The organism is Flavobacterium collinsii (genome assembly GCF_946903285.1).
Lineage (GTDB): Bacteria > Bacteroidota > Bacteroidia > Flavobacteriales > Flavobacteriaceae > Flavobacterium > Flavobacterium collinsii.
Genome location: NZ_OX336425.1, coordinates 18,530 through 40,743 on the forward strand (window position 1 = coordinate 18,530; position 22,214 = coordinate 40,743).

Consider the following 22,214-nt stretch of genomic DNA (forward strand, 5'->3'; position numbering starts at 1 on the left):
TTTAGTCATTTTTTCTTTTTAGAGGCAATTTACTTTCCGGAAACAGTATATTTTTCTGTAAAAGTATAAAATAAAATAATATTTTCTTATTTATTCCACATTAATCAATAATATATTCTCTATCTGTAGTTTTGTAAAACAATTTCAACAAAAAATAAAAAAGATAACAAAATGATAATAGGTGTTCCAAAAGAAATCAAAAATAATGAGAACCGTGTAGCATTAACTCCAGCAGGAGTTTCTGAAATGAAAAAACACGGACATACTGTTTATGTACAAGCTACTGCCGGTTTAGGAAGTGGTTTCGGTGACGATGAGTATGCAAATGCAGGTGCGGTAGTTTTAGGAACTATTGAAGAAGTGTACGCAATTGCTGAAATGATCATTAAAGTAAAAGAACCAATTGCTTCTGAGTATCCATTAATCAAGAAAGATCAATTATTATTCACTTATTTCCACTTTGCTTCATCAGAGCCATTGACTCACGCTATGCTTGAAAAAGGTGCTGTATGTTTAGCTTATGAAACAGTTGAAAAAGCTGACCGTAGTTTACCATTATTAGTACCAATGTCTGAAGTAGCTGGTCGTATGGCTATCCAACAAGGGGCAAAATACCTTGAAAAACCATTAAAAGGAAGAGGAATTCTTTTAGGAGGTGTTCCAGGTGTACCACCAGCAAAAGTATTGGTTTTAGGTGGTGGAATCGTAGGAACTCAGGCTGCTAAAATGGCTGCTGGTCTAGGTGCTCAGGTAACTATCATGGACTTAAGCTTACCACGTTTACGTTATTTAGATGATATCATGCCAGCTAACGTAAATACAGAAATGTCTAATCACTACAACATCACAAAAGCAATCGCTACAGCTGATTTAATTGTTGGTGCTGTTTTAATTCCAGGAGCAAAAGCACCTCACTTGATCACTCGTGATATGTTAAAATTAATGCGTCCGGGAACTGTTGTTGTTGACGTAGCTGTAGATCAGGGTGGATGTATCGAAACTTGTACTCCTACAACTCACGAAAACCCAACTTTCATTATTGATGACATTGTTCACTATTGTGTAGCTAATATGCCGGGAGCTGTTCCTTACACTTCTACTTTAGCTTTAACAAATGCTACTTTACCATACGCTGTACAATTAGCGAACAAAGGATGGGAAAAAGCTTGTAACGAAAACGAAGAATTGAAAAAAGGATTAAACATCGCTAATGGAAAAATCCTTTATAAAGGAGTTGCAGAAGCTTGGAATCTACCTTTCAACGAAGAATTAGTGTTAACAAACGCATAGTGTTAACATTAAAATAAGTGCTTACTAAAAACACTATCAAAAGGCTTTTCTTAATTGAGAAGCCTTTTTTTATACCTATAAAAAAACCTGTCATGAAAAACAAGACAGGGTTTTTTATTATTTTATAAGTATGAACTATTTTTCATCCAAAACTTCCTGCAATACTTTTGCTTCGGTTCCATTTGGAAAAGTCACTTTAATTTTTTGTGCTATTGTCGGAGCAATTTCTGTAATGGCTTTTTTATCATAGGATTCTCCTTTTTTAATGTGCCATCCATAAAAAATAGCAGGAACGTGAGTATCATAACTATAAGGCGTTCCGTGCGATGTTCCTGTCGTAGAATATTCAATATCTCCAGGCTTATCAAGAATAATCAAATCTCCATTTTGAGTTACATCGTACCCTTTTGCTACAAAATCAAGGTAATAATCTTTACCTGAATTGGCTAAAATTTCTTCCTCTGTATATACTCTTTTAACTTGTGGCTGTGAAATTAAAAACTCTTTAAAAGTCTGTTTCACTTTTACTAAATCAAGCCCTTTTTTCTTAATAATTTGCTTATTCAAAAAGATATTAAAGTTAGAATAATTCGTGATCAAATCCACACCAAATGTTTTTGTTGAAAAATCCTGCAGACTCTTCCTAACATCCTTAACTGGGTAATTATTAACATTATATTTTCTGTCTTTTAAGTAAATTACATTCTCAGCTCCTGCGTGATCCGCTGTTAAGAATAGTAAGTAGTTATCTTTCCCTACAGTCTTGTCCAAATAATTCAAAAAGTCAGCTATCGTCTGATCTAGTCTCAAATAAGTATCCTGAAGTTCCATTGATCTTGGCCCAAGTAAATGCCCTACGTAATCTGTAGAAGAAAAACTAACAGTCAGAAAATCCGTAATATCGTCTTTTCCTAATTCTTCCTTCTCGATAGCTTTCATCGCAAACTCTGCTAATAAATCATTACCGTACGGAGTAGCTCTTAAGATTCCTGCATCATTTTTCTCATACATAGTCTTCAAATCATATGGAAAAACAGGAGCGGCACTTCCGTACAACTTTCCTTCATATGGATTATCATCTGGCAAACTTTCATTATAAACTGAAGCTGGCTTATACAAATCCCATCCTTTATTGATATAAGGCATATAATGTTTCTCACTATTGAACGTTGAAACCCATTCCGGAAGCTTTTCTCCGTAGAAAGTACTTGAAATAAACGAACCAGTCTTACTGTACCAAAATGCCCAATTCGCAAAATGTCCAGCCGGTAAAATCGCCCCACGATCCTTAAGACTCATACCAATCACTTTTCCAGCAAAATTGGTTGCCATTCTAACTTCATCGGTAATCGTAGTGCTCAACAAGTTTTTCGGCGACATTGCCCCTTCTTCCACGGTACCATCTCCTACTGTTTTTACACCCGCATCGTCAGTACAATATGTTTCCTTACCAAGCGTTCTGCTAAACCATTCATTCCCTACAATTCCATGGGTTGCAGGCGTAGTACCTGTATAAATAGAAGCGTGCCCAGGCGCAGTATATGTAGGCATATAATTATAATGCATATTTTGAAAAGTATATCCATTATTCATCAATCGTTTAAATCCATTAGACGAAAAATCATCTGAGAACCGATACAAGTATTCCATTTTCATCTGGTCTACCACAATACCTACCACCAACTTAGGGCGCTGTTGAGCACTTAAATTTGAAATCACAAATAGTGTCAACAATACAATAGTTTTTTTCATACTTAAATTATAATGTTTCAAACAAAAATACTGATTCACTTTTAAAAAAAACCACCATACCAACTTAAAAAACTAAAATCGACTATAATTTAACAGAATCAAAACTAATAAGATAACTATGGCGTTTCCCTTCGGGTCGGGCTGTACGCTAAATCTTTTGTGATAGAAGTTTTAACTGATTTAAGAAAATGCCAGCTATCACAAAAGGATACCGCTGCCATCCCTAACGCAGTCAACGATAGAAAGAGTACCTAAAAGAAAAAGCCCTGAAAGGGCAAAAAAACTAATTCTTACTAGTTTTCGATAACCAAAAATCAATCTCTTCCAGGAAATACTATTCAAAATAATATAAATTCTTCTCTTTATGTTGAGGCTTCTGCCCTTTCAGGGCGAAAAATGATATTATTGCTATTTATTTCATAGCGCTTCGCACTATGCTTTCTGCTTTTCGGGCTTTCAGCCCTTATTAATATTAAAGAGTATTATGCGTAAATATTGCTCTGAAAGAGCAAATGCCAAATCTCAAAAGAACAACCTAGCCCTTAGCAACTAATACATAAAAATTAACAAAAAAATCCGTTCTAATTCGCGTTTTCGCATAGCGAATCAGTACAATCCGCGATCTGTTTTTTAACCGCAAAGTTCGCAAAGCATTACCCAAAGCACGCAAGAATTTAAAAAGCGCTATAAAACAAAAAACCCTATCCGATTTGGATAGGGTTTTAAAAAGAAAGGCGACGACATACTCTCCCACATAACTGCAGTACCATCTGCGCAGGCGGGCTTAACTACTCTGTTCGGGATGGGAAGAGGTGAGCCCCGCCGCAATAACCACCTTAAGGTCATTGTTGGCGGTTGTTGGTTTATGGTTGTTGGTGTTTCCATCAACTACCAACCTTCAACTATCAACTGCAGCTTCGCTGCAAATATCTTAACATACTGAGATAAAGAAAAGTACTTTTATTTACTATTTTAGAAAGTTTCTCCCCGTCCGCCTTAACGGACGGGAAAAGGTGTACATAAGCTTACGGATTATTAGTACTACTCGACTATGACATTACTGCCTTTACATCTATAGCCTATCAACGTGGTCATCTTCCACGATCCTTAAAAGAAATCTCATCTTGTGGTGGGTTTCGCGCTTATATGCTTTCAGCGCTTATCCCTTCCAAACGTAGCTACTCTGCGGTGCCCCTGGCGGGACAACAGATACACTAGAGGTTTGTCCAATTCGGTCCTCTCGTACTAGAATCAGATCCACTCAAATTTCTAACGCCCACAGTAGATAGAGACCGAACTGTCTCACGACGTTCTGAACCCAGCTCGCGTGCCACTTTAATGGGCGAACAGCCCAACCCTTGGGACCTTCTCCAGCCCCAGGATGTGACGAGCCGACATCGAGGTGCCAAACCCCCCCGTCGATATGAGCTCTTGGGGGAGATCAGCCTGTTATCCCCGGCGTACCTTTTATCCTTTGAGCGATGGCCCTTCCATGCGGAACCACCGGATCACTATGCTCTACTTTCGTACCTGATCGACCTGTATGTCTCTCAGTCAAGCTCCCTTATGCCATTGCACTCTACGCACGGTTACCAAGCGTACTGAGGGAACCTTTAGAAGCCTCCGTTACTCTTTTGGAGGCGACCACCCCAGTCAAACTACCCACCAAGCAATGTCCCCCACATAGCGGGGTTAGGCCTCAGATAAACAAAGGGTTGTATTTCAACAATGACTCCACAACGCCTGGCGACGCCACTTCAAAGTCTCCAACCTATCCTACACATCATTTATCCAAGGTCAATACTAAGCTATAGTAAAGGTGCACAGGGTCTTTTCGTCCCACTGCGGGTAAACGGCATCTTCACCGTTACTACAATTTCACCGAGCTCATGGCTGAGACAGTGTCCAGATCGTTACACCATTCGTGCAGGTCGGAACTTACCCGACAAGGAATTTCGCTACCTTAGGACCGTTATAGTTACGGCCGCCGTTTACTGGGGCTTCAATTCAATGCTTCTCCGAAGATAACATCTCCTCTTAACCTTCCAGCACCGGGCAGGTGTCAGGCCCTATACTTCATCTTACGATTTTGCAGAGCCCTGTGTTTTTGATAAACAGTCGCCTGGACCTCTTCACTGCGGCCAGCTTGCGCTGGCGACCTTTCTCCCGAAGTTACAGGTCTATTTTGCCTAATTCCTTAGCCATGAATCTCTCGAGCACCTTAGGATTCTCTCCTCAACTACCTGTGTCGGTTTACGGTACTGGTACTAATTACCTGAAGTTTAGAGGTTTTTCTTGGAAGCCCTTAGGCGCACTATCTCTTTGTCCGAAGACTCCGAGTACTATCGTATTTCCCCAAGATCTGTGGATTTGCCTGCAGATCTTATAGGTAGGTACTTCAACGAACTATTCCGTCAGTTCGCGGCGCTTTCATCACTCCGTCACCCCATCACAGTAATTAGTAGTACGGGAATATTAACCCGTTAGCCATCGACTGTCCCTTTCGGGTTCGCCTTAGGACCAGACTAACCCACAGCTGATTAGCATAGCTGTGGAAACCTTAGTTTTTCGGTGTGCGGGTTTCTCGCCCGCATTATCGTTACTTATGCCTACATTTTCTTTTCTAACCAGTCCAGCATACCTGACGATACACCTTCAACCCTGTTAGAATGCTCCCCTACCACTTACAGTCAGACTGTAAATCCATAGCTTCGGTAATACACTTATGCCCGATTATTATCCATGCTCGTCCGCTCGACTAGTGAGCTGTTACGCACTCTTTAAATGAATGGCTGCTTCCAAGCCAACATCCTAGCTGTCTGGGCAGACAAACCTCGTTCTTTCAACTTAGCGTATATTTGGGGACCTTAGCTGATGGTCTGGGTTCTTTCCCTCTCGGACTTGGACCTTAGCACCCAAGCCCTCACTGCTGAGAAACATTATATAGCATTCGGAGTTTGTCAGGAATTGGTAGGCGGTGAAGCCCCCGCATCCAATCAGTAGCTCTACCTCTATATAACTTTACGCTCAGCGCTGCACCTAAATGCATTTCGGGGAGTACGAGCTATTTCCGAGTTTGATTGGCCTTTCACCCCTACCCACAGGTCATCCGAAGACTTTTCAACGTCAACCGGTTCGGTCCTCCACTGTGTGTTACCACAGCTTCAACCTGCCCATGGGTAGATCACACGGTTTCGCGTCTAACACTACTGACTAAAGCGCCCTATTCAGACTCGCTTTCGCTACGGATCCGTGGCTTAACCACTTAACCTTGCCAGCAACGTTAACTCGTAGGCTCATTATGCAAAAGGCACGCCGTCACCCCACGAAAGGGCTCCGACCGCTTGTAAGCGTATGGTTTCAGGATCTATTTCACTCCGTTATTCACGGTTCTTTTCACCTTTCCCTCACGGTACTGGTTCACTATCGGTCTCTCAGGAGTATTTAGCCTTAGCGGATGGTCCCGCCAAATTCAGACAGGGTTTCACGTGCCCCGCCCTACTCAGGATACCACTATCTATTATACTCGTTACCCATACGGGACTATCACCCTCTATGGTGTCACTTTCCAGTAACTTCCGGTTCCTTGTACATAAAATATCGTGGTCCTACAACCCCAATCATGCCGTAACATCATTGGTTTGGGCTAATCCGCGTTCGCTCGCCACTACTTACGGAATCACTTTTGTTTTCTTCTCCTCCGCCTACTTAGATGTTTCAGTTCAGCGGGTTTGCCCACCTATCGGTGTACTATGTCTTCAACATAGTGGGTTGCCCCATTCAGGTATCTACGGATCAATCGGTGTGTGCCCGTCCCCGTAGCTTTTCGCAGCTTATCACGCCTTTCATCGCCTCTGAGAGCCTAGGCATCCCCCATACGCCCTTATTTTGCTTATTGTACCAATCTTAAAATTAATTAAGACCGTTTTTTTTTGTCTTTTACAATAAAATTGCAAAAAACGCTTTCTACTTTTTATTATTTTCTTATCTCAATATGTCAATGAACTTTATTAGCTGTAGGCTTTAAGCAATACGCTTTAAGCTTTCTTAGCTTACCGCCTAAAGCTTATAGCTTTCGGCTTTGTGGAGAATAACGGAGTCGAACCGTTGACCTCCTGCGTGCAAGGCAGGCGCTCTAGCCAGCTGAGCTAATCCCCCATTTTTAAATGATGAGTTATGAATTATGAGTTATGAATTCTCTCATAAACGCTCAACTTCTAAAATTTCCTTTATCTTAAGTATTTCAGTCTTTTTTAGTTTGTTGTTTTTTATTATAACTTATAATTCATAATTTACAACTCTAAACTCTAAAAAAGTAGTCCCGGGCAGACTCGAACTGCCGACCCCTACATTATCAGTGTAGTACTCTAACCAGCTGAGCTACGAGACTCTGTTTACTTAATTTTCATTATTTTTTAAATTAACAGCAAGAGTAAGTGAATGTTGTGATTCAGAACCTTCTAAATTAACATCTTTTTTCCTCAACGTGTATTACTACTAACATTTGAGGCTCTAGAAAGGAGGTGTTCCAGCCGCACCTTCCGGTACGGCTACCTTGTTACGACTTAGCCCTAGTTACCAGTTTTACCCTAGGCAGCTCCTTGCGGTCACCGACTTCAGGCACCCCCAGCTTCCATGGCTTGACGGGCGGTGTGTACAAGGCCCGGGAACGTATTCACCGGATCATGGCTGATATCCGATTACTAGCGATTCCAGCTTCACGGAGTCGAGTTGCAGACTCCGATCCGAACTGTGACCGGTTTTATAGATTCGCTCCTGGTCGCCCAGTGGCTGCTCTCTGTACCGGCCATTGTAGCACGTGTGTAGCCCAAGGCGTAAGGGCCGTGATGATTTGACGTCATCCCCACCTTCCTCACAGTTTGCACTGGCAGTCTTGTTAGAGTTCCCGACATGACTCGCTGGCAACTAACAACAGGGGTTGCGCTCGTTATAGGACTTAACCTGACACCTCACGGCACGAGCTGACGACAACCATGCAGCACCTTGTAAATTGTCTTGCGAAAGATCTGTTTCCAAACCGGTCAATCTACATTTAAGCCTTGGTAAGGTTCCTCGCGTATCATCGAATTAAACCACATGCTCCACCGCTTGTGCGGGCCCCCGTCAATTCCTTTGAGTTTCATTCTTGCGAACGTACTCCCCAGGTGGGATACTTATCACTTTCGCTTAGCCACTGAAATTGCTTCCAACAGCTAGTATCCATCGTTTACGGCGTGGACTACCAGGGTATCTAATCCTGTTCGCTACCCACGCTTTCGTCCATCAGCGTCAATCCATTAGTAGTAACCTGCCTTCGCAATTGGTATTCCATGTAATCTCTAAGCATTTCACCGCTACACTACATATTCTAGTTACTTCCTAATAATTCAAGTTTAACAGTATCAATGGCCGTTCCACCGTTGAGCGATGGGCTTTCACCACTGACTTATTAAACCGCCTACGGACCCTTTAAACCCAATGATTCCGGATAACGCTTGGATCCTCCGTATTACCGCGGCTGCTGGCACGGAGTTAGCCGATCCTTATTCTTACGATACCGTCAAGCTGCTTCACGAAGCAGTGTTTCTTCTCGTATAAAAGCAGTTTACAATCCATAGGACCGTCATCCTGCACGCGGCATGGCTGGATCAGGCTTGCGCCCATTGTCCAATATTCCTCACTGCTGCCTCCCGTAGGAGTCTGGTCCGTGTCTCAGTACCAGTGTGGGGGATCTCCCTCTCAGGACCCCTACCCATCGTAGCCTTGGTAAGCCGTTACCTTACCAACTAGCTAATGGGACGCATGCTCATCTTTTACCGTTGTGACTTTAATAGTAGAATCATGCGATTCAGCTATACTATGAGGTATTAATCCAAATTTCTCTGGGCTATCCCTCTGTAAAAGGTAGATTGCATACGCGTTACGCACCCGTCGCGCCGGTCTCTGCTTCCGAAGAAGCATACCCCTCGACTTGCATGTGTTAAGCCTGCCGCTAGCGTTCATCCTGAGCCAGGATCAAACTCTTCATCGTATATTTTTTATATTATATTGCGATGCTTTATATATCGGTTCTATTCGAATCTCTCGATTCATTTACTCTTATTCTTTTGCTTTAACATCTCTGTTAAAACGGCTGTCAATTCAATATGTCTACGAACGTGTTTCTTTTTATTGTTTCGCTTGTTTCTCAAAGCGGGTGCAAAAGTAGAAAACTTATTTCTAAATGGCAAGAGATTTTTGAAGTTTTTTTTTAAGAAAATTTCTTTCCTTTTTCCCTTCTCTCCCTACCAGTCTTTCAATGAGCTTCCCTTATTTTGCGGGGTGCAAACTTAAAATTTTCTTTCTTTACTCGCAAGCTTTTTAGAATCTTTTTTTGAAAATTTCTTTTCGTCTTAATTCGTTTGCTTGTCAGTATTTCAGTGAACGTCTATCGCTGTTGCGGGTGCAAAAGTAGTCACTTTATTGAGTTCTACAAGCTTTTTACCAAACTATTTTTGATCTTTTTTACAAGTTGCTGATATGACAGCTTTTACAGTCTAAAGTTTTTTACTTTCTTTTATTGTTTTGATCATTTGTGGCGATTTTGACCATTTAACCACGAAGACACTAAGACGTGAAGGTTCTTTTTCTGCTGTTTTACCGAGTTTTCACTAATCTCGCAAAAACACTAAGGCCATAAGTTTTGCTTTAGAAGCGTTTTATTTCTCTTTTATTACAGCAAACCTCTTTTAAAAGCCGCTCCCCTAGCCCTGATAGCAGTGAAAATCCTTTTGTGCCGGTGTTCGGCACAAAAGATTGAAACGAATAGCAGGAATAGCTCCTAAAACTTAAAACTAAATTCCAAAACTTAAAGACTTTGACTTTAGACAAACAAACATAGTTGCTATTATATATACAAACTGTCGGGTTCCCGGTACGAAACCTCACCTTATATATAAGAGACAACAAAAACCAACATATCCCCTCCCCAAAACCCTTCTCCAGAATCAATAAACACACTCTTATATATAATAGTAAAAAATACACTTGAGGATAATTATAGATATTACTCTTATATATTAGTATAAACATGTATATATGTATTGTATGTATTTTTGTAATGCGTTATATTTGCATTCACAAAATTATAAACAATGATTAAGATTACTTTACCCGACGGGTCAATTAGAGAGTTTGCTTCAGGCATAACTCCGATGGAGGTTGCGAAAAGCATTAGTGAAGGATTTGCAAGAAACGTGATTTCGGCATCTTTTAATGGTACAACAATTGAAACCGAAACTCCATTGACGACCGACGGTAGTCTTACTTTATATACCTGGAATGATGCTGAAGGAAAAAAAGCTTTCTGGCATTCAACCTCACACGTAATGGCACAAGCCCTTGAAGAATTGTACCCTGGAATTAAACTAACTCTAGGACCTGCAATTGCGAACGGCTTCTATTATGATGTTGACTTTGAAGACCAAAAGATTTCTGACGCTGATTTTAAAAAGATCGAAGATCGTGTTCTTGAGATTTCAAGAGGAAAACACGAATTTAAAATGCGTCCTGTTAGTAAAGCCGATGCTTTAGAGATGTACAAAGACAACGTTTACAAAACTGAATTGATCTCAAATCTTGAAGACGGAACAATTACATTTTGCGATCACGCTACTTTTACTGATTTATGCCGTGGTGGACATATTCCGAATACTGGAATCATCAAAGCAATGAAAGTGATGAGTGTTGCTGGTGCTTACTGGAGAGGTGATGAGAAAAACAAACAGCTTACTCGTGTTTACGGAACTTCTTTCCCTAAACAAAAGGATTTGACTGAATATCTTGAACTTTTAGAAGAAGCAAAACGTCGTGATCACCGTAAATTAGGAAAAGAACTTGAACTGTTTGCTTTCTCTCAAAAAGTTGGACAAGGTTTACCATTATGGCTACCAAAAGGTGCTGCCCTTAGAGATCGTTTAGAACAATTTTTAAAGAGAGCTCAAAAGAAAGCCGGTTACGAGCAAGTTGTTACTCCACATATTGGGCAAAAAGAACTTTATGTTACTTCTGGTCACTATGCAAAATATGGTGCTGATAGTTTTCAACCTATCCATACTCCTGCCGAAGGCGAAGAGTTTTTATTAAAACCTATGAACTGTCCTCACCACTGTGAGATCTACAATGTAAGACCTTGGTCATACAAAGATCTACCTAAGCGCTATGCTGAATTTGGTACAGTATATAGATATGAGCAATCTGGTGAATTACACGGATTAACTCGCGTGAGAGGATTCACTCAGGACGACGCACATATTTTCTGTACTCCGGAACAATTGGATGAAGAATTCAAAAAAGTAATCGACTTAGTACTTTATGTCTTTGGATCATTAGGCTTTGAAAACTTTACTGCTCAAATTTCTTTAAGAGATAAAGAGAACAGAGATAAATATATTGGTACTGATGAAAACTGGGAGAAGGCTGAAAATGCCATTATCAATGCCGCAGCTGACAAAGGATTGAATACTGTTGTAGAATATGGCGAGGCTGCTTTTTACGGTCCGAAGCTTGACTTTATGGTAAAAGATGCTTTAGGAAGACAATGGCAATTAGGGACCATTCAGGTAGATTATAATCTGCCAGAACGTTTTGAATTAACCTACAAAGGTGCGGATAATGAATTACACCGTCCGGTTATGATTCACAGAGCTCCTTTTGGATCAATGGAACGTTTTATTGCAATTTTACTGGAGCACACCGCAGGAAATTTCCCACTTTGGCTAATGCCTGAGCAAGCTATAATCTTGTCTTTGAGCGAGAAATACGAAATATATGCTAAAAAAGTTTTAGATTTGCTAGAAAATCACGAAATTCGCGCCCTAATTGACAACCGAAACGAAACTATCGGCAAGAAAATTAGAGATGCTGAGATGCAGAAAACTCCATTTATGCTGATTGTTGGTGAGGAAGAGGAGAAAAACGGAACTGTTTCTATCCGTCGTCACGGGCAAGAAGGAAAAGGTAATATTACAGTTACAATTGATGAATTTGTCGCTATTGTAAACGAAGAAATAAAAAAGACATTAAAAGTTTTTACAGTTTAACTTAAATTATAAAGTCATAGCAATAAGAAGCAACAGAGGTTACCAACCTCGAGTAGAAAAAAAAGATGCCCACAGAATAAATAATAATATTCGTGGCGTACAAGAAGTAAGATTAGTAGGCGAAAACATCGAACCGGGTGTATTTAAGCTTGCTGAAGCTTTACGATTAGCGGATCAATTTGAACTGGATTTAGTTGAGATTTCGCCAAATGCTGAGCCACCGGTTTGTAAAATCATGGATTACAAGAAATTCGTTTACGAACAAAAGAAACGTGATAAGGTGTTAAAAGCTAAGTCTACGCAAGTTGTCGTAAAAGAAATTCGATTTGGGCCTCAAACGGATGAGCATGATTACGAATTTAAAAGAAAAAATGCAGAGAAGTTCCTTAAAGAAGGTGCTAAGCTAAAAGCATTCGTATTCTTTAAAGGACGTTCTATCATCTATAAAGATCAGGGTCAGATTTTGTTATTACGTTTGGCAACGGATCTGGAAGAGCATGGTAAAGTTGAAGCGATGCCTGTTTTGGAAGGAAAGAGAATGATTATGTTCATTGCTCCGAAGAAGAAAAAATAATTATTTGCTTTAAGCAATAAGCAATAAGCTTTAAGCAAATAGTTTATTTAAACTCCTGCTTAAAGCTTAAAGCCTAAAGCCTAGAGCTTTTGAAGATATAAGTAAGTAAGAATAAATTAAAACACTAGGAAAAATGCCTAAAATGAAAACAAAATCTAGCGCCAAGAAACGTTTTAAAGTTACTGGTTCTGGAAAGATTAAAAGAAAGCATGCTTTTAAAAGTCACATCTTGACTAAAAAATCTAAAAAACGTAAATTGGCTTTGACACACTCAGCGCTAGTTCACTCAACAGATATGAAAAGCATCAAACAACAATTAAGAATTATCTAATAATTCTTTAGGTTAAAAAATTATTTATATAACCTTGGAGTACGGCTTTTAAGTTCCTTTGATTCAATTCAGGACGCCTGCTACAAAAACACATTAAAATTATGCCAAGATCGGTAAATTCAGTTGCTAAAAGAGCAAGAAGAAAAAAAATAATGAAGCAAGCCAAAGGTTTCTTTGGTAGACGTAAAAACGTTTGGACAGTTGCTAAGAATGCGGTAGAGAAAGCGATGAGCTACGCTTACCGTGACAGAAAACAGAATAAAAGAAATTTCCGTGCTTTATGGATTCAACGTATCAACGCTGGAGCTAGATTAGAAGGAATGTCTTATTCTCAATTCATGGGGAAAGTAAAAGCTAACGGAATCGAATTGAACCGTAAAGTTCTTGCAGATTTAGCGATGAACCACCCTGAAGCTTTCAAAGCAATACTTAATAAAGTAAAATAAACGTTTTATAAACTCAATTTAGATTACTTACTTATCATAGAAAAACCATTCGCAATGCGAATGGTTTTTTGCTTTAAACGGGTTTACCAAATTCTAATTTTTAAAACTACATTTGTATAAAACCTATAAAAATGTATACCGCTCTTTTTTCACATATAGAAAAGTTTGTATCCCTCGAAGCTTCTGAAATTGATCTTTTAGAATCAGCCCTAAGTTTAACAACTATTAAAAAGAAAGACCACGTACTCCGAGAAGGACAAGCTTGCAACACTTTGTATTTTATCGTAAAAGGATGTATGCGCCAATATATCATTAATTCCAAAGGAACAGAACAAACGTTGCAATTTGGAATTGAAAGCTGGTGGATTACAGATTATCTAAGCTACCACAACCACGTTCCTTCTCACTTTTATATCCAGGCTGTAGAGAATTCTGAGGTCATCGCCTTAGAAAAATCTGTACTGGAATCGATATTCATTCAAATTCCGAAATTGGAGCGCTACTTTCGTATTGTCTCACAGAAGTCTTTTGGAGCAGCACAGATGCGAATTAAATTTCTGTTCACCATGTCGGCAGAAGAAAGGTATCACCACTTTAATAATCTGAATCCTGAGTTCGTTCAGCGCGTTCCGCAATACATGCTTGCCTCCTACCTTGATTTCTCAGCTGAATTTATGAGTAAAATCAGAGCAGGAAAAGTTTAATTGTAAGAAGCTAAGGTTCTCAGATACTAAGCTACTTTTGGTTTTTAGAGTATCAAAAAAAATCCTGTCCTTTTATAAACATCGTTAGCGAACTCAGAACCTTAGTATTTCAGAATCTCAGCAACTCAATATTTTTCTTGAAGTAGTTCAAGTTTTTCAAAGTAGATATCCATGATCTTTGTATCAAACTTTTAAAAACACTTCAAATGAAACCAAGAATCCCTATCCCAACAGCAGCTCCTCAAGCATATCAAGCATTACTTAGCTTAGAAAAATACATTTCGACTACTTCACTCACGCCTGTACACAAAGAGTTGATTAAAATTCGTGCTTCCCAAATAAACGGATGTGCCCATTGTATTAACATGCATACCGTTGATGCACGCAAACACGGTATTTCTGAACAGCGTATCTACCTGTTAAGCGCCTGGCGTGATACTGATATTTATACGGAGGAGGAAAAAGCCATTTTAGCCCTAACGGAAGAAGTTACATTAATTAGCCATCACGTTTCGGATGCCACTTATCAAAATGCCGCAAGTTTATTCGATGATCAATATCTTGCCGAAATTATTCTGGCAATCATTACGATTAACTCCTGGAACAGAATCGCTATAACTACGGGATTGAGAGTTTCCTAATCAATTCCCGAAGAAATTAACCCACTAATACAGACAAAGCTTTATTTTATCAAAGCCTTGTCTGTTTTTTCTTAAAATAACCTCCCAAAATAAAAAATAAAAATTAAATAAAAACAGGTATTTATACGCTTTTTTAAGAACTATAATTCTTTACTTTTGGCTCATGATACCTTACAGAATGCGGACTTTCCTTTATATTATCTTTACTTTTTTATTTCTTTTTTCCTGCCAGAAAAAGACTTCAAATATCCCAAAATTACAAAATACAAAAGGTGAAGTTAACCAAACGCTGGTTACTGCAAATCGTTTTTATAATCAAAAAGAATTTGACAGCGCATTTTTTTACTACAATAAACTGAAATTCCTCTGTAACCCTGTAACAGATTCAGAAAACTACATTAACTCACTGAACCGCATGGCAGAGATCCAGCAAGATCATGCTGATTATGTCGGCAGTGAGAATACGATCAAAGAAGCATTGCCCCATCTAAAACATGCAAAGAAACAGTCACAAATATGGAGTACTTATGTTATTTTAAGCATCAACTACTTAAATACCTACGATTATAAAAATGCCAAACTTTATAATCAAAAGGCTCTACGGCTAAAGACAGAAGAGTGGAGAAAGCTAACTGCCAAAAACAACATCGCAGTGATCTTAATGGAAGAAAAAAAGTATTACGAGGCACTCCAGATTTTTCTGTTTTTGATAACAAAGAAAGAAGTTGTAGATAATAATCAATTCCAGGGAAAAGCATTAGACAATATTGGGTATTGTTATCTTAAAACACATAACTTAGATGAGGCTTTATACTATTTCAAAAAAAGTCTCGAAATAAGACAAAAACAAAATCTCTCTTTTGACTTAGGAAAAAGCTACCAGCATTTTGCCGAATTTTACGAAGAAAGTAATTCTGCATTAGCCAAAAAATATATGCTTTTAAGCTATGAGAGATTTAGGAGCATCAATAATATCGACGAACGTCTATCTTCTTTAAAACTAATCATCAAAAATAGCTCAGACCAAGAATTAAAAAAATACTCTATCATTTATGTAAACTTAATTGACAGTATTTTCGAAGTCAGACAAAAAGCCAAAAATCAATATGCTAAAATCAAATACGACTCCAGAAAAGAAAAGAACGAAAATTTAAGACTCAAAACGCATAAGGTAGAAAACGAAATACAACTTGAAAGACAACGAAACAGAAATATCATCTCTTATATTATTATTGCTTTCTGTTTAAGTTTAGTTACAGTTCTATATTTCTATTTGAGTTCAAAAGGGACTAAAGAAAAAATAGAAGCTACTTATAACAGCGAAACCCGAATTGCAAAAAAACTTCATGACGAGCTTGCCAACGATATCTACCATACGATGGCATTTGCAGAAAATAAAAACCTTGCACTGGCTGAAAACAGGAATCATTTACTGAATAATCTGGACGCAATTTATGCCAGAACAAGAGATATATCAAAAGAAAACACCGCTATCACTACCGACAAAAATTTTGCTTCAGTATTAAATGAAATGATTATAGGATTTAACACTACGAACATCAACCTTGCAATAAATAATTTAGATTCAATTAATTGGCAAGATATTGAAAAGAACACCAAAGTAACAATCTACAGAGTTTTACAAGAATTACTTGTAAACATGAAAAAACACAGTAGTGCTACATTGGTAGAAATCAATTTTAAAACCTTAGACAAAAACATCATTATTAATTATACTGATAACGGAAAAGGTATTGATGTAAATAACATGATATTTAAAAATGGACTTCATAATGTAGAAAGCAAAGTTCTGGCAACAAAAGGAGAAATAGATATTGATTCTGCTCTAGAAAAAGGATTTAGAGTTTTTATTAAATTTCCTTTTTAAAAGATGAGAAAGATTTTAAATTTTTTAAAAAATAAAATTGCTTTAAAATATTTATTCGCAATTTTAATCCTAATAATACTTGTAAGTACACTTTATCTCTTAAAATCAAACTCAAATCAAACTCAATTAAGAAGCAAAGATAATTCGTCCAAAATAAAAAGAATTCTCGAGAAAGCAGATATTCTGATGGATACTTATAAATACGACAGTTGCTATTATTATTACAACAAAGCCCAATCCCTTTGCAACCCTGAAACAGATTACGTAGATTATGTCTACGCTTTAACCTGTATGGCTAATGTAGAGCAATACCAAGGTGATTATATTGCTAGTGAAACGTCATTACTAAAGACCCTGCCTTATTTAAAGAAAATTAAGAAACCAAGGTTCGCAGCGAATGTTTATGAACAGTTTGCTGCTAATTACTATTATACTTTCGATTGCAACAACGCCCTCCTGTATTATACAAAAGCCTTGCATCTTAAAACCAGTTATTATAGAAAAATAAGTGTTCTGAACAATATAAGTACAGTTTATATCCGACAAAAAAAAATCAATCTTGCAATAAGCATATTAATTCCTTTATCAAAACTTACAACAATCTGCAAAACTGATAAAGTTCTAAATGATATTGAACATGCCCGAATACTAAGTCATATAGGATCCTGCTATCACGCACAGGGAAAACTCGAAGCTCTATATTATTACAAAAAAAGCTTGGCCATGCAATTAAAACTAAAGGAATATGATGGAATTTCGTATAGCTATCTACATCTTGCTGAATATTTTCAGACCCGTGACCTATCTCTAGCTACTACATATGCAAAAAAAGCATACTTTTATTCAGACAAAATAAATGATCCTGTTATCAAACTTCAGAGCTTAAAAACATTAAGCAAAACCACCAGCGGAAATGATTTAAAAAATTATTCAACACAATTTATTCAACTTGCTGATAGTATTACCAAAGCCAGTCATAAATCAAAAAAACAGTTCGCTCGGATTAAATATTATTTTAAAAAATACAATACTGAAAATCTACAACTTAAGGCCTACAAAGCAGAAAGTGAATTAGAAATAGAGAGACAAAAAATTTACAATATTATTTTACCCATTATTATTGCACTCATTCTAATTTTTGTGGCATTCCTTTACTTTCATTTAAAATCAAAAGGAAGAAAAGAAAAAAACAAGGCAATATTCGAAAGCGAATTACGAATATCAGAAAAATTAAGATGCGAACTCACCAATTATGTTTATCATAGCTTGACGTTTGCTGAAACTGCCGATTTAGAAAAACGCGAGAACAAAGAAAAACTGTTAAATAATTTACATACGATTTACACAAAAACACGAAACATTTCAAAAGAAAATGGCTTCGTACCCACAAATGAAAGCTTTTCTACCGCTTTAAAAGAAATGATTGCAGGGTTTAAAACAGCCGATTTAAATATTATCCTGAATGGTTTCGATCAGATTTCCTGGAATGAACTTGAAAAAAGTAAAAAGATTATACTTTACAGAATCCTTCAGGAGCTATTTGCTAACATGAAAAAGCACAGCCAGCCGACCTTAGTAAGTCTGACATTTAAAAATTTTGAAAAAAAGATAGTTGTACTCTACAGTGACAACGGGGTTGAAGCCTACAACAGATCAATAATTTTAAAAAAGGATTTAGTCAATATTGAAAACCGTATTCTAAATATCAAAGGAGAAATTGATATTCTTTCGATAACAGAAAGAGGTATTAAAGTAGAAATAAAATTACCATTGCGATAATGAAAACCACTTATTTCACAAAAAATAAAATATTCTTAGCATTCATTTTTGCTTTGTTGGTTTTGGCATCGGTCGCTGTGGCATTTTCGTATCAATTTCAAAAAACTGCAACCAACGAAATACGAATCGCAAATAAAAAAAAATCTGCCGAAATCAAAAAAAATATCGATCAGGGTGACAAACTATTCGACAAAGGAGCCTACGCCGATTCCTATTTTTATTACAAAAAAGCCATTCAGTTATGCAAACCTATAGATAATTATGCAGATGAGTATGTTTACTCCTATTTATCCATCGCTAATCTACAACAAAACATGAGCAATTATATTGCTTGTGAAGAATCGATTGCAATGGTTTTGCCTCATCTAAAAAAAACAAGCAAGCCAAAATTTACGTACAACACTTATACGCTCTTAGCGTACAATTACTATTTTACTTACGATAATCATAATGCATTAATCTACCATAAAAAAGCATTAAAATTAGCTACCTCTTCATACAAAAGGGCAGTAATTCTATGTGATATATCCAACATTTATCTCAATCAAAAAAAATACAAAAAAGTTATTGATATACTGGAACCTTTAGCAGCACGAAAAATCAGACATGAAAGCGATTCAGCAAAAACAGATAATGCGTACGCCATTCTATTAGAAAATCTTGGATACTGTTACTATAAAGTCGGAGATCCACGAGCCATTGACTGTCTTCAAAAAAGCGCGGCTATAAAACTGAAGTTGAACGAAGACTATGAATTGGTTAGTTCATACAATAATCTTGCTTTGTATTATTCTAAAACAAATCCCGCACTGTCAAAACTATATACTGAAAAGGAGTATCACACGGCCTGTAAAATAAATTCGGCTACATTTAAGGCAAACTCATTATCATCACTAATTACAAAAACGGAAGGGCCTGAATTAAAAAAATATTCACTGGCCTATATCAAGATAATAGACAGTATAACTATTGCCAGAAGAAAAGCCAAAAATCAATTTTCGACAATTAAATACAGTTCAAATCAGAATAAAGAAGAGAACCTGCAACTTAAAGGCCAAAAAGCAGAAAACGAATTACAGTTAGAGAGACAAAGAAAGCGAAATATTGTTTCATACATTATTATATTTTCCACTACTATGATAAGTTTATTAGTCTTTGTTCATCTAATTTCTAAAAGCAGAAAAGAAAAGAACGATGCTATTCTTCAAAGTGAAATTCGAATATCAAAAAAACTTCATGATGAATTGGAACAAGATGTCTATCAAACGTTAAAATTCTCAGCACATGCTGATCTAAATCAAGAAGAAAACAAAGACCAGTTATTAAACAACCTCAATAAGATTTATTCAAAAGCACGAAATATTTCTAAAGAAAACAGCTCAATTAGGACTGACGAAAATTATAGTAGCGCTTTAAAAGAAATGATTTCGGGATTTAAAACAGTCGATCTTAATATTATTCTGAATGGTTACGATCAAATTCCCTGGAATGAAATTGAAAAAAGTAAAAAGATTATACTATACAGAATCCTTCAGGAACTATTTGGGAACATGAAAAAACACAGTCAGGCAACCTTAGTTAACTTAAATTTTAAAAATATTGAAAAAAAAATAGTTGTCGTTTACAATGATAACGGGGTTGGAGCCTACAATAGATCAATAATTTTAAAAAATGGACTACAAAATGTGGAAAGCCGTATTAAAACCATAAATGGAAATATTATTTTTGACTCCAATTCTAAGACAGGTTTTAAATTAAGTTTCAATTTCCCCATATAAACAAAAAAATATGTTCACAAAAGTTTTAGTTGCCGAAGATTTAGACGGTATAAGCATCGCCGTAATTCAAGCACTTGAAGAACTAGAAGTTCCGATAATTGATCACGTCAAATATTGTGACGACGGATTAATTAAAATTAAAAAGGCAATTAAAGATAATGAGCCGTACGATTTGTTAATCACTGATTTATCTTTTAAACAGGATCATCGTAAAATTAATTTAAACGGTGGTGAAGAGCTAATTGAAGCGGCAAATGAAGTACAGCCCAAATTAAAAAAAATAGTATTCTCTATTGAAGACAAATCTTATCGTATAAAATCACTATTTTTTGATTTAGGTATTAATGCCTACGTCTCTAAAGGACGAAATAGTATTGCCGAATTAAGAAAAGCAATTGAAGGAACCTTTAGAAATGAAGAGAGAATACTTTCTTCAGATCTGTCTTTTAGTTTTAACGAAAAAGTACTGTTTGAAATTGAATCTTACGACATTTCAATTTTAAAACTTCTCGCACAAGGTTACATATTAGATAATATATCAAACGAATTTAAAGCGTCGTCTATTACTCCAAACGGAACCAGCAGTATTGAAAAACGCATTAATAAATTAAAAATTTACTTTAAGGCAAACAACAATGTGCATCTAATTGCCATTGCTAAAGACTTTGGCTTAATCTAATTTTTAACCTATTTTACGGTTTCCCGTAAGGAAATGGATTTTAATAAATCTACTTTTGTGTGGAATCTATTAGTCAACTAATGAAAATCAAACACAAAAATAGTTTTAAAAGAAATTTTCTACAGGTTTTTGTTTCGAAGATTAATACAACCAAAAACAAGATCATAATGAAAACAATGTTACTTTGTCTTTTTCTGTCTTTAAGTTTTGCTTTCGTTTCTGAAAAAACAGGATGGTTAGAAGTAGACTGGAAAATTATTTTTATACCAGCACTACTTGTTTTGCAAATTATAATAATTGGTACCGCTTTAAAAAACAGGTATAAAAAGCATTAAACATAAATTTACTGATACTGAAAACTTCAATGAGAATCTGTCAAAGAAAGATTCTCATTGAAATTAAAAATACTATTTACTTACACAATAGTCAAATTTCGAAATGCTTATATTTGAATTTTTAAATACAGCATGAAACATATATTTAGCTTTACTTTCCTCTTTTTTTCAGTTCTCACCTACTCACAAACTAAAATTCTATCCTGGAATATCGAGAACTTAGGAAAATCAAAATCCGAATCCGAATTAAATTTCATAGCAAGTACTGTTCTTGCTTATGATATTATTGCAATTCAGGAAGTCGTTGCAGGATACGGTGGTTCACAGGCTGTTGCAAAACTTGTTGCACTTTTAAATAATAAAGGAACTAAATGGGATTATACCATAAGCAATCCTACTAGCGGTAACAGTTATAAAACAGAACGTTATGCTTTTATCTGGAAAACCAGTAAAGTAAAACTGAAAGGAAATGCCTGGCTGGAAAAAAAATATCATTTAGAAATTGATCGCGAACCTTATCTGGGAACTTTTGAAATCAATAAAAAAACGGTTACATTGGTTAATTTTCATGCTATTACTAAAAAAAAACAACCCGAAACTGAAATCAAATACTTTAAATTGCTGCCAGACGAATATCCTAATTTAAATTTGGTATTTATTGGTGATTTCAATTGCCCACAATCTCACTCTGTATTTACTCCGCTAAAAAAAATGGGATATAATTCTATTTTACAAAATCAAAAAACTACCCTAAAACAAGAATGCAAAGAAACAGTTTGTCTGGCATCAGAATTTGACAATATTTTTTATCACAAAAATTCACTAACCTATCTTAATTCCGGTATAGTTTCATTCTACAAAAAATTCAATTCGCTCCAGGAAGCGCGAAAAATATCTGACCATATTCCAATTTGGATCGAATTTTCACTGAATTAAA

14 protein-coding genes, 2 tRNA genes and 3 rRNA genes are annotated in these 22,214 nt (G+C 36.6%); 13 read left to right on the forward strand and 6 right to left on the reverse strand.

The features are described from left to right. Positions 1-171: 171 nt before the first annotated feature. Positions 172-1,290 carry an alanine dehydrogenase gene (ald, locus tag OGZ34_RS00095; RefSeq protein ID WP_173966206.1) on the forward strand — a complete coding sequence of 373 codons (1,119 nt, stop codon included), beginning with the start codon at positions 172-174 and terminating at the stop codon, positions 1,288-1,290. Between the two features lie 135 nt (positions 1,291-1,425). Here the strand turns inward: ald and pafA are convergent, their stop codons facing one another. The 6 genes from pafA to OGZ34_RS00125 all read right to left on the reverse strand — a co-directional run bounded on the left by pafA (position 1,426) and on the right by OGZ34_RS00125 (position 9,073). Beyond that, positions 1,426-3,042, reverse strand: coding sequence for an alkaline phosphatase PafA (pafA, locus tag OGZ34_RS00100; RefSeq protein ID WP_173966207.1), 1,617 nt, complete (start codon positions 3,040-3,042; stop codon positions 1,426-1,428). Between the two features lie 729 nt (positions 3,043-3,771). Then, positions 3,772-3,881, reverse strand: a 5S ribosomal RNA gene (gene rrf, locus OGZ34_RS00105). Between the two features lie 176 nt (positions 3,882-4,057). Next, a 23S ribosomal RNA gene (locus tag OGZ34_RS00110) occupies positions 4,058-6,940 on the reverse strand. Between the two features lie 186 nt (positions 6,941-7,126). Then, positions 7,127-7,200 (reverse strand) — tRNA-Ala (locus OGZ34_RS00115). Positions 7,201-7,358: 158 nt separating this feature from the next. Then, positions 7,359-7,432: transfer RNA gene (locus tag OGZ34_RS00120), tRNA-Ile, on the reverse strand. 126 nt (positions 7,433-7,558) lie between these two features. After that, positions 7,559-9,073, reverse strand: a 16S ribosomal RNA gene (locus OGZ34_RS00125). The 16S, 23S and 5S rRNA genes sit together here with 2 tRNA genes alongside, the layout of an rRNA operon. Positions 9,074-10,175: 1,102 nt before the next feature. Between OGZ34_RS00125 and thrS the strand changes: the two genes are divergently transcribed. The 12 genes from thrS to OGZ34_RS00185 all read left to right on the forward strand — a co-directional run bounded on the left by thrS (position 10,176) and on the right by OGZ34_RS00185 (position 22,213). After that, positions 10,176-12,122, forward strand: coding sequence for a threonine--tRNA ligase (thrS, locus tag OGZ34_RS00130; RefSeq protein WP_173967620.1), 1,947 nt, complete (start codon positions 10,176-10,178; stop codon positions 12,120-12,122). Positions 12,123-12,144: 22 nt separating this feature from the next. After that, the gene (infC, locus tag OGZ34_RS00135) at positions 12,145-12,696 is read left to right on the forward strand and encodes a translation initiation factor IF-3 (protein ID WP_072974136.1); all 552 of its coding nucleotides are present in this window, start codon (positions 12,145-12,147) and stop codon (positions 12,694-12,696) included. Positions 12,697-12,829: 133 nt separating this feature from the next. Then, positions 12,830-13,027, forward strand: coding sequence for a 50S ribosomal protein L35 (rpmI, locus tag OGZ34_RS00140; RefSeq protein ID WP_007810722.1), 198 nt, complete (start codon positions 12,830-12,832; stop codon positions 13,025-13,027). 101 nt (positions 13,028-13,128) lie between these two features. After that, positions 13,129-13,473, forward strand: a complete 345-nt coding sequence (gene rplT / locus OGZ34_RS00145) for a 50S ribosomal protein L20 (RefSeq protein WP_017498429.1) — start codon at positions 13,129-13,131, stop codon at positions 13,471-13,473. A gap of 131 nt (positions 13,474-13,604) precedes the next feature. Continuing rightward, a complete protein-coding gene (locus OGZ34_RS00150; protein ID WP_173967619.1) occupies positions 13,605-14,177 on the forward strand; it encodes a Crp/Fnr family transcriptional regulator in 573 nt (190 codons plus the stop codon). Between the two features lie 206 nt (positions 14,178-14,383). After that, positions 14,384-14,818 (forward strand): carboxymuconolactone decarboxylase family protein, encoded by a 435-nt coding sequence (locus OGZ34_RS00155; protein ID WP_173967618.1) that lies wholly within the window; start codon positions 14,384-14,386, stop codon positions 14,816-14,818. Positions 14,819-15,233: 415 nt separating this feature from the next. Continuing rightward, positions 15,234-16,706, forward strand: coding sequence for a tetratricopeptide repeat protein (locus OGZ34_RS00160; RefSeq protein WP_263361807.1), 1,473 nt, complete (start codon positions 15,234-15,236; stop codon positions 16,704-16,706). 3 nt (positions 16,707-16,709) lie between these two features. Next, entirely contained in the window at positions 16,710-18,485 is a 1,776-nt protein-coding gene (locus OGZ34_RS00165) for a tetratricopeptide repeat-containing sensor histidine kinase (RefSeq protein ID WP_263361808.1), read from the forward strand. After that, entirely contained in the window at positions 18,485-20,263 is a 1,779-nt protein-coding gene (locus OGZ34_RS00170) for a tetratricopeptide repeat-containing sensor histidine kinase (protein WP_263361809.1), read from the forward strand. Before OGZ34_RS00165 ends, OGZ34_RS00170 begins: the two co-directional genes overlap by 1 nt. Before the next feature lie 10 nt (positions 20,264-20,273). Next, on the forward strand, positions 20,274-20,942 hold the full coding sequence (locus OGZ34_RS00175; protein WP_173967615.1) for a response regulator transcription factor: 669 nt from the start codon (positions 20,274-20,276) through the stop codon (positions 20,940-20,942). 167 nt (positions 20,943-21,109) lie between these two features. Continuing rightward, positions 21,110-21,277 carry a hypothetical protein gene (locus OGZ34_RS00180; RefSeq protein ID WP_157495921.1) on the forward strand — a complete coding sequence of 56 codons (168 nt, stop codon included), beginning with the start codon at positions 21,110-21,112 and terminating at the stop codon, positions 21,275-21,277. 132 nt (positions 21,278-21,409) lie between these two features. Beyond that, the gene (locus OGZ34_RS00185) at positions 21,410-22,213 is read left to right on the forward strand and encodes an endonuclease/exonuclease/phosphatase family protein (protein ID WP_173967614.1); all 804 of its coding nucleotides are present in this window, start codon (positions 21,410-21,412) and stop codon (positions 22,211-22,213) included. The last annotated feature ends 1 nt before the right edge of the window (position 22,214 follow it).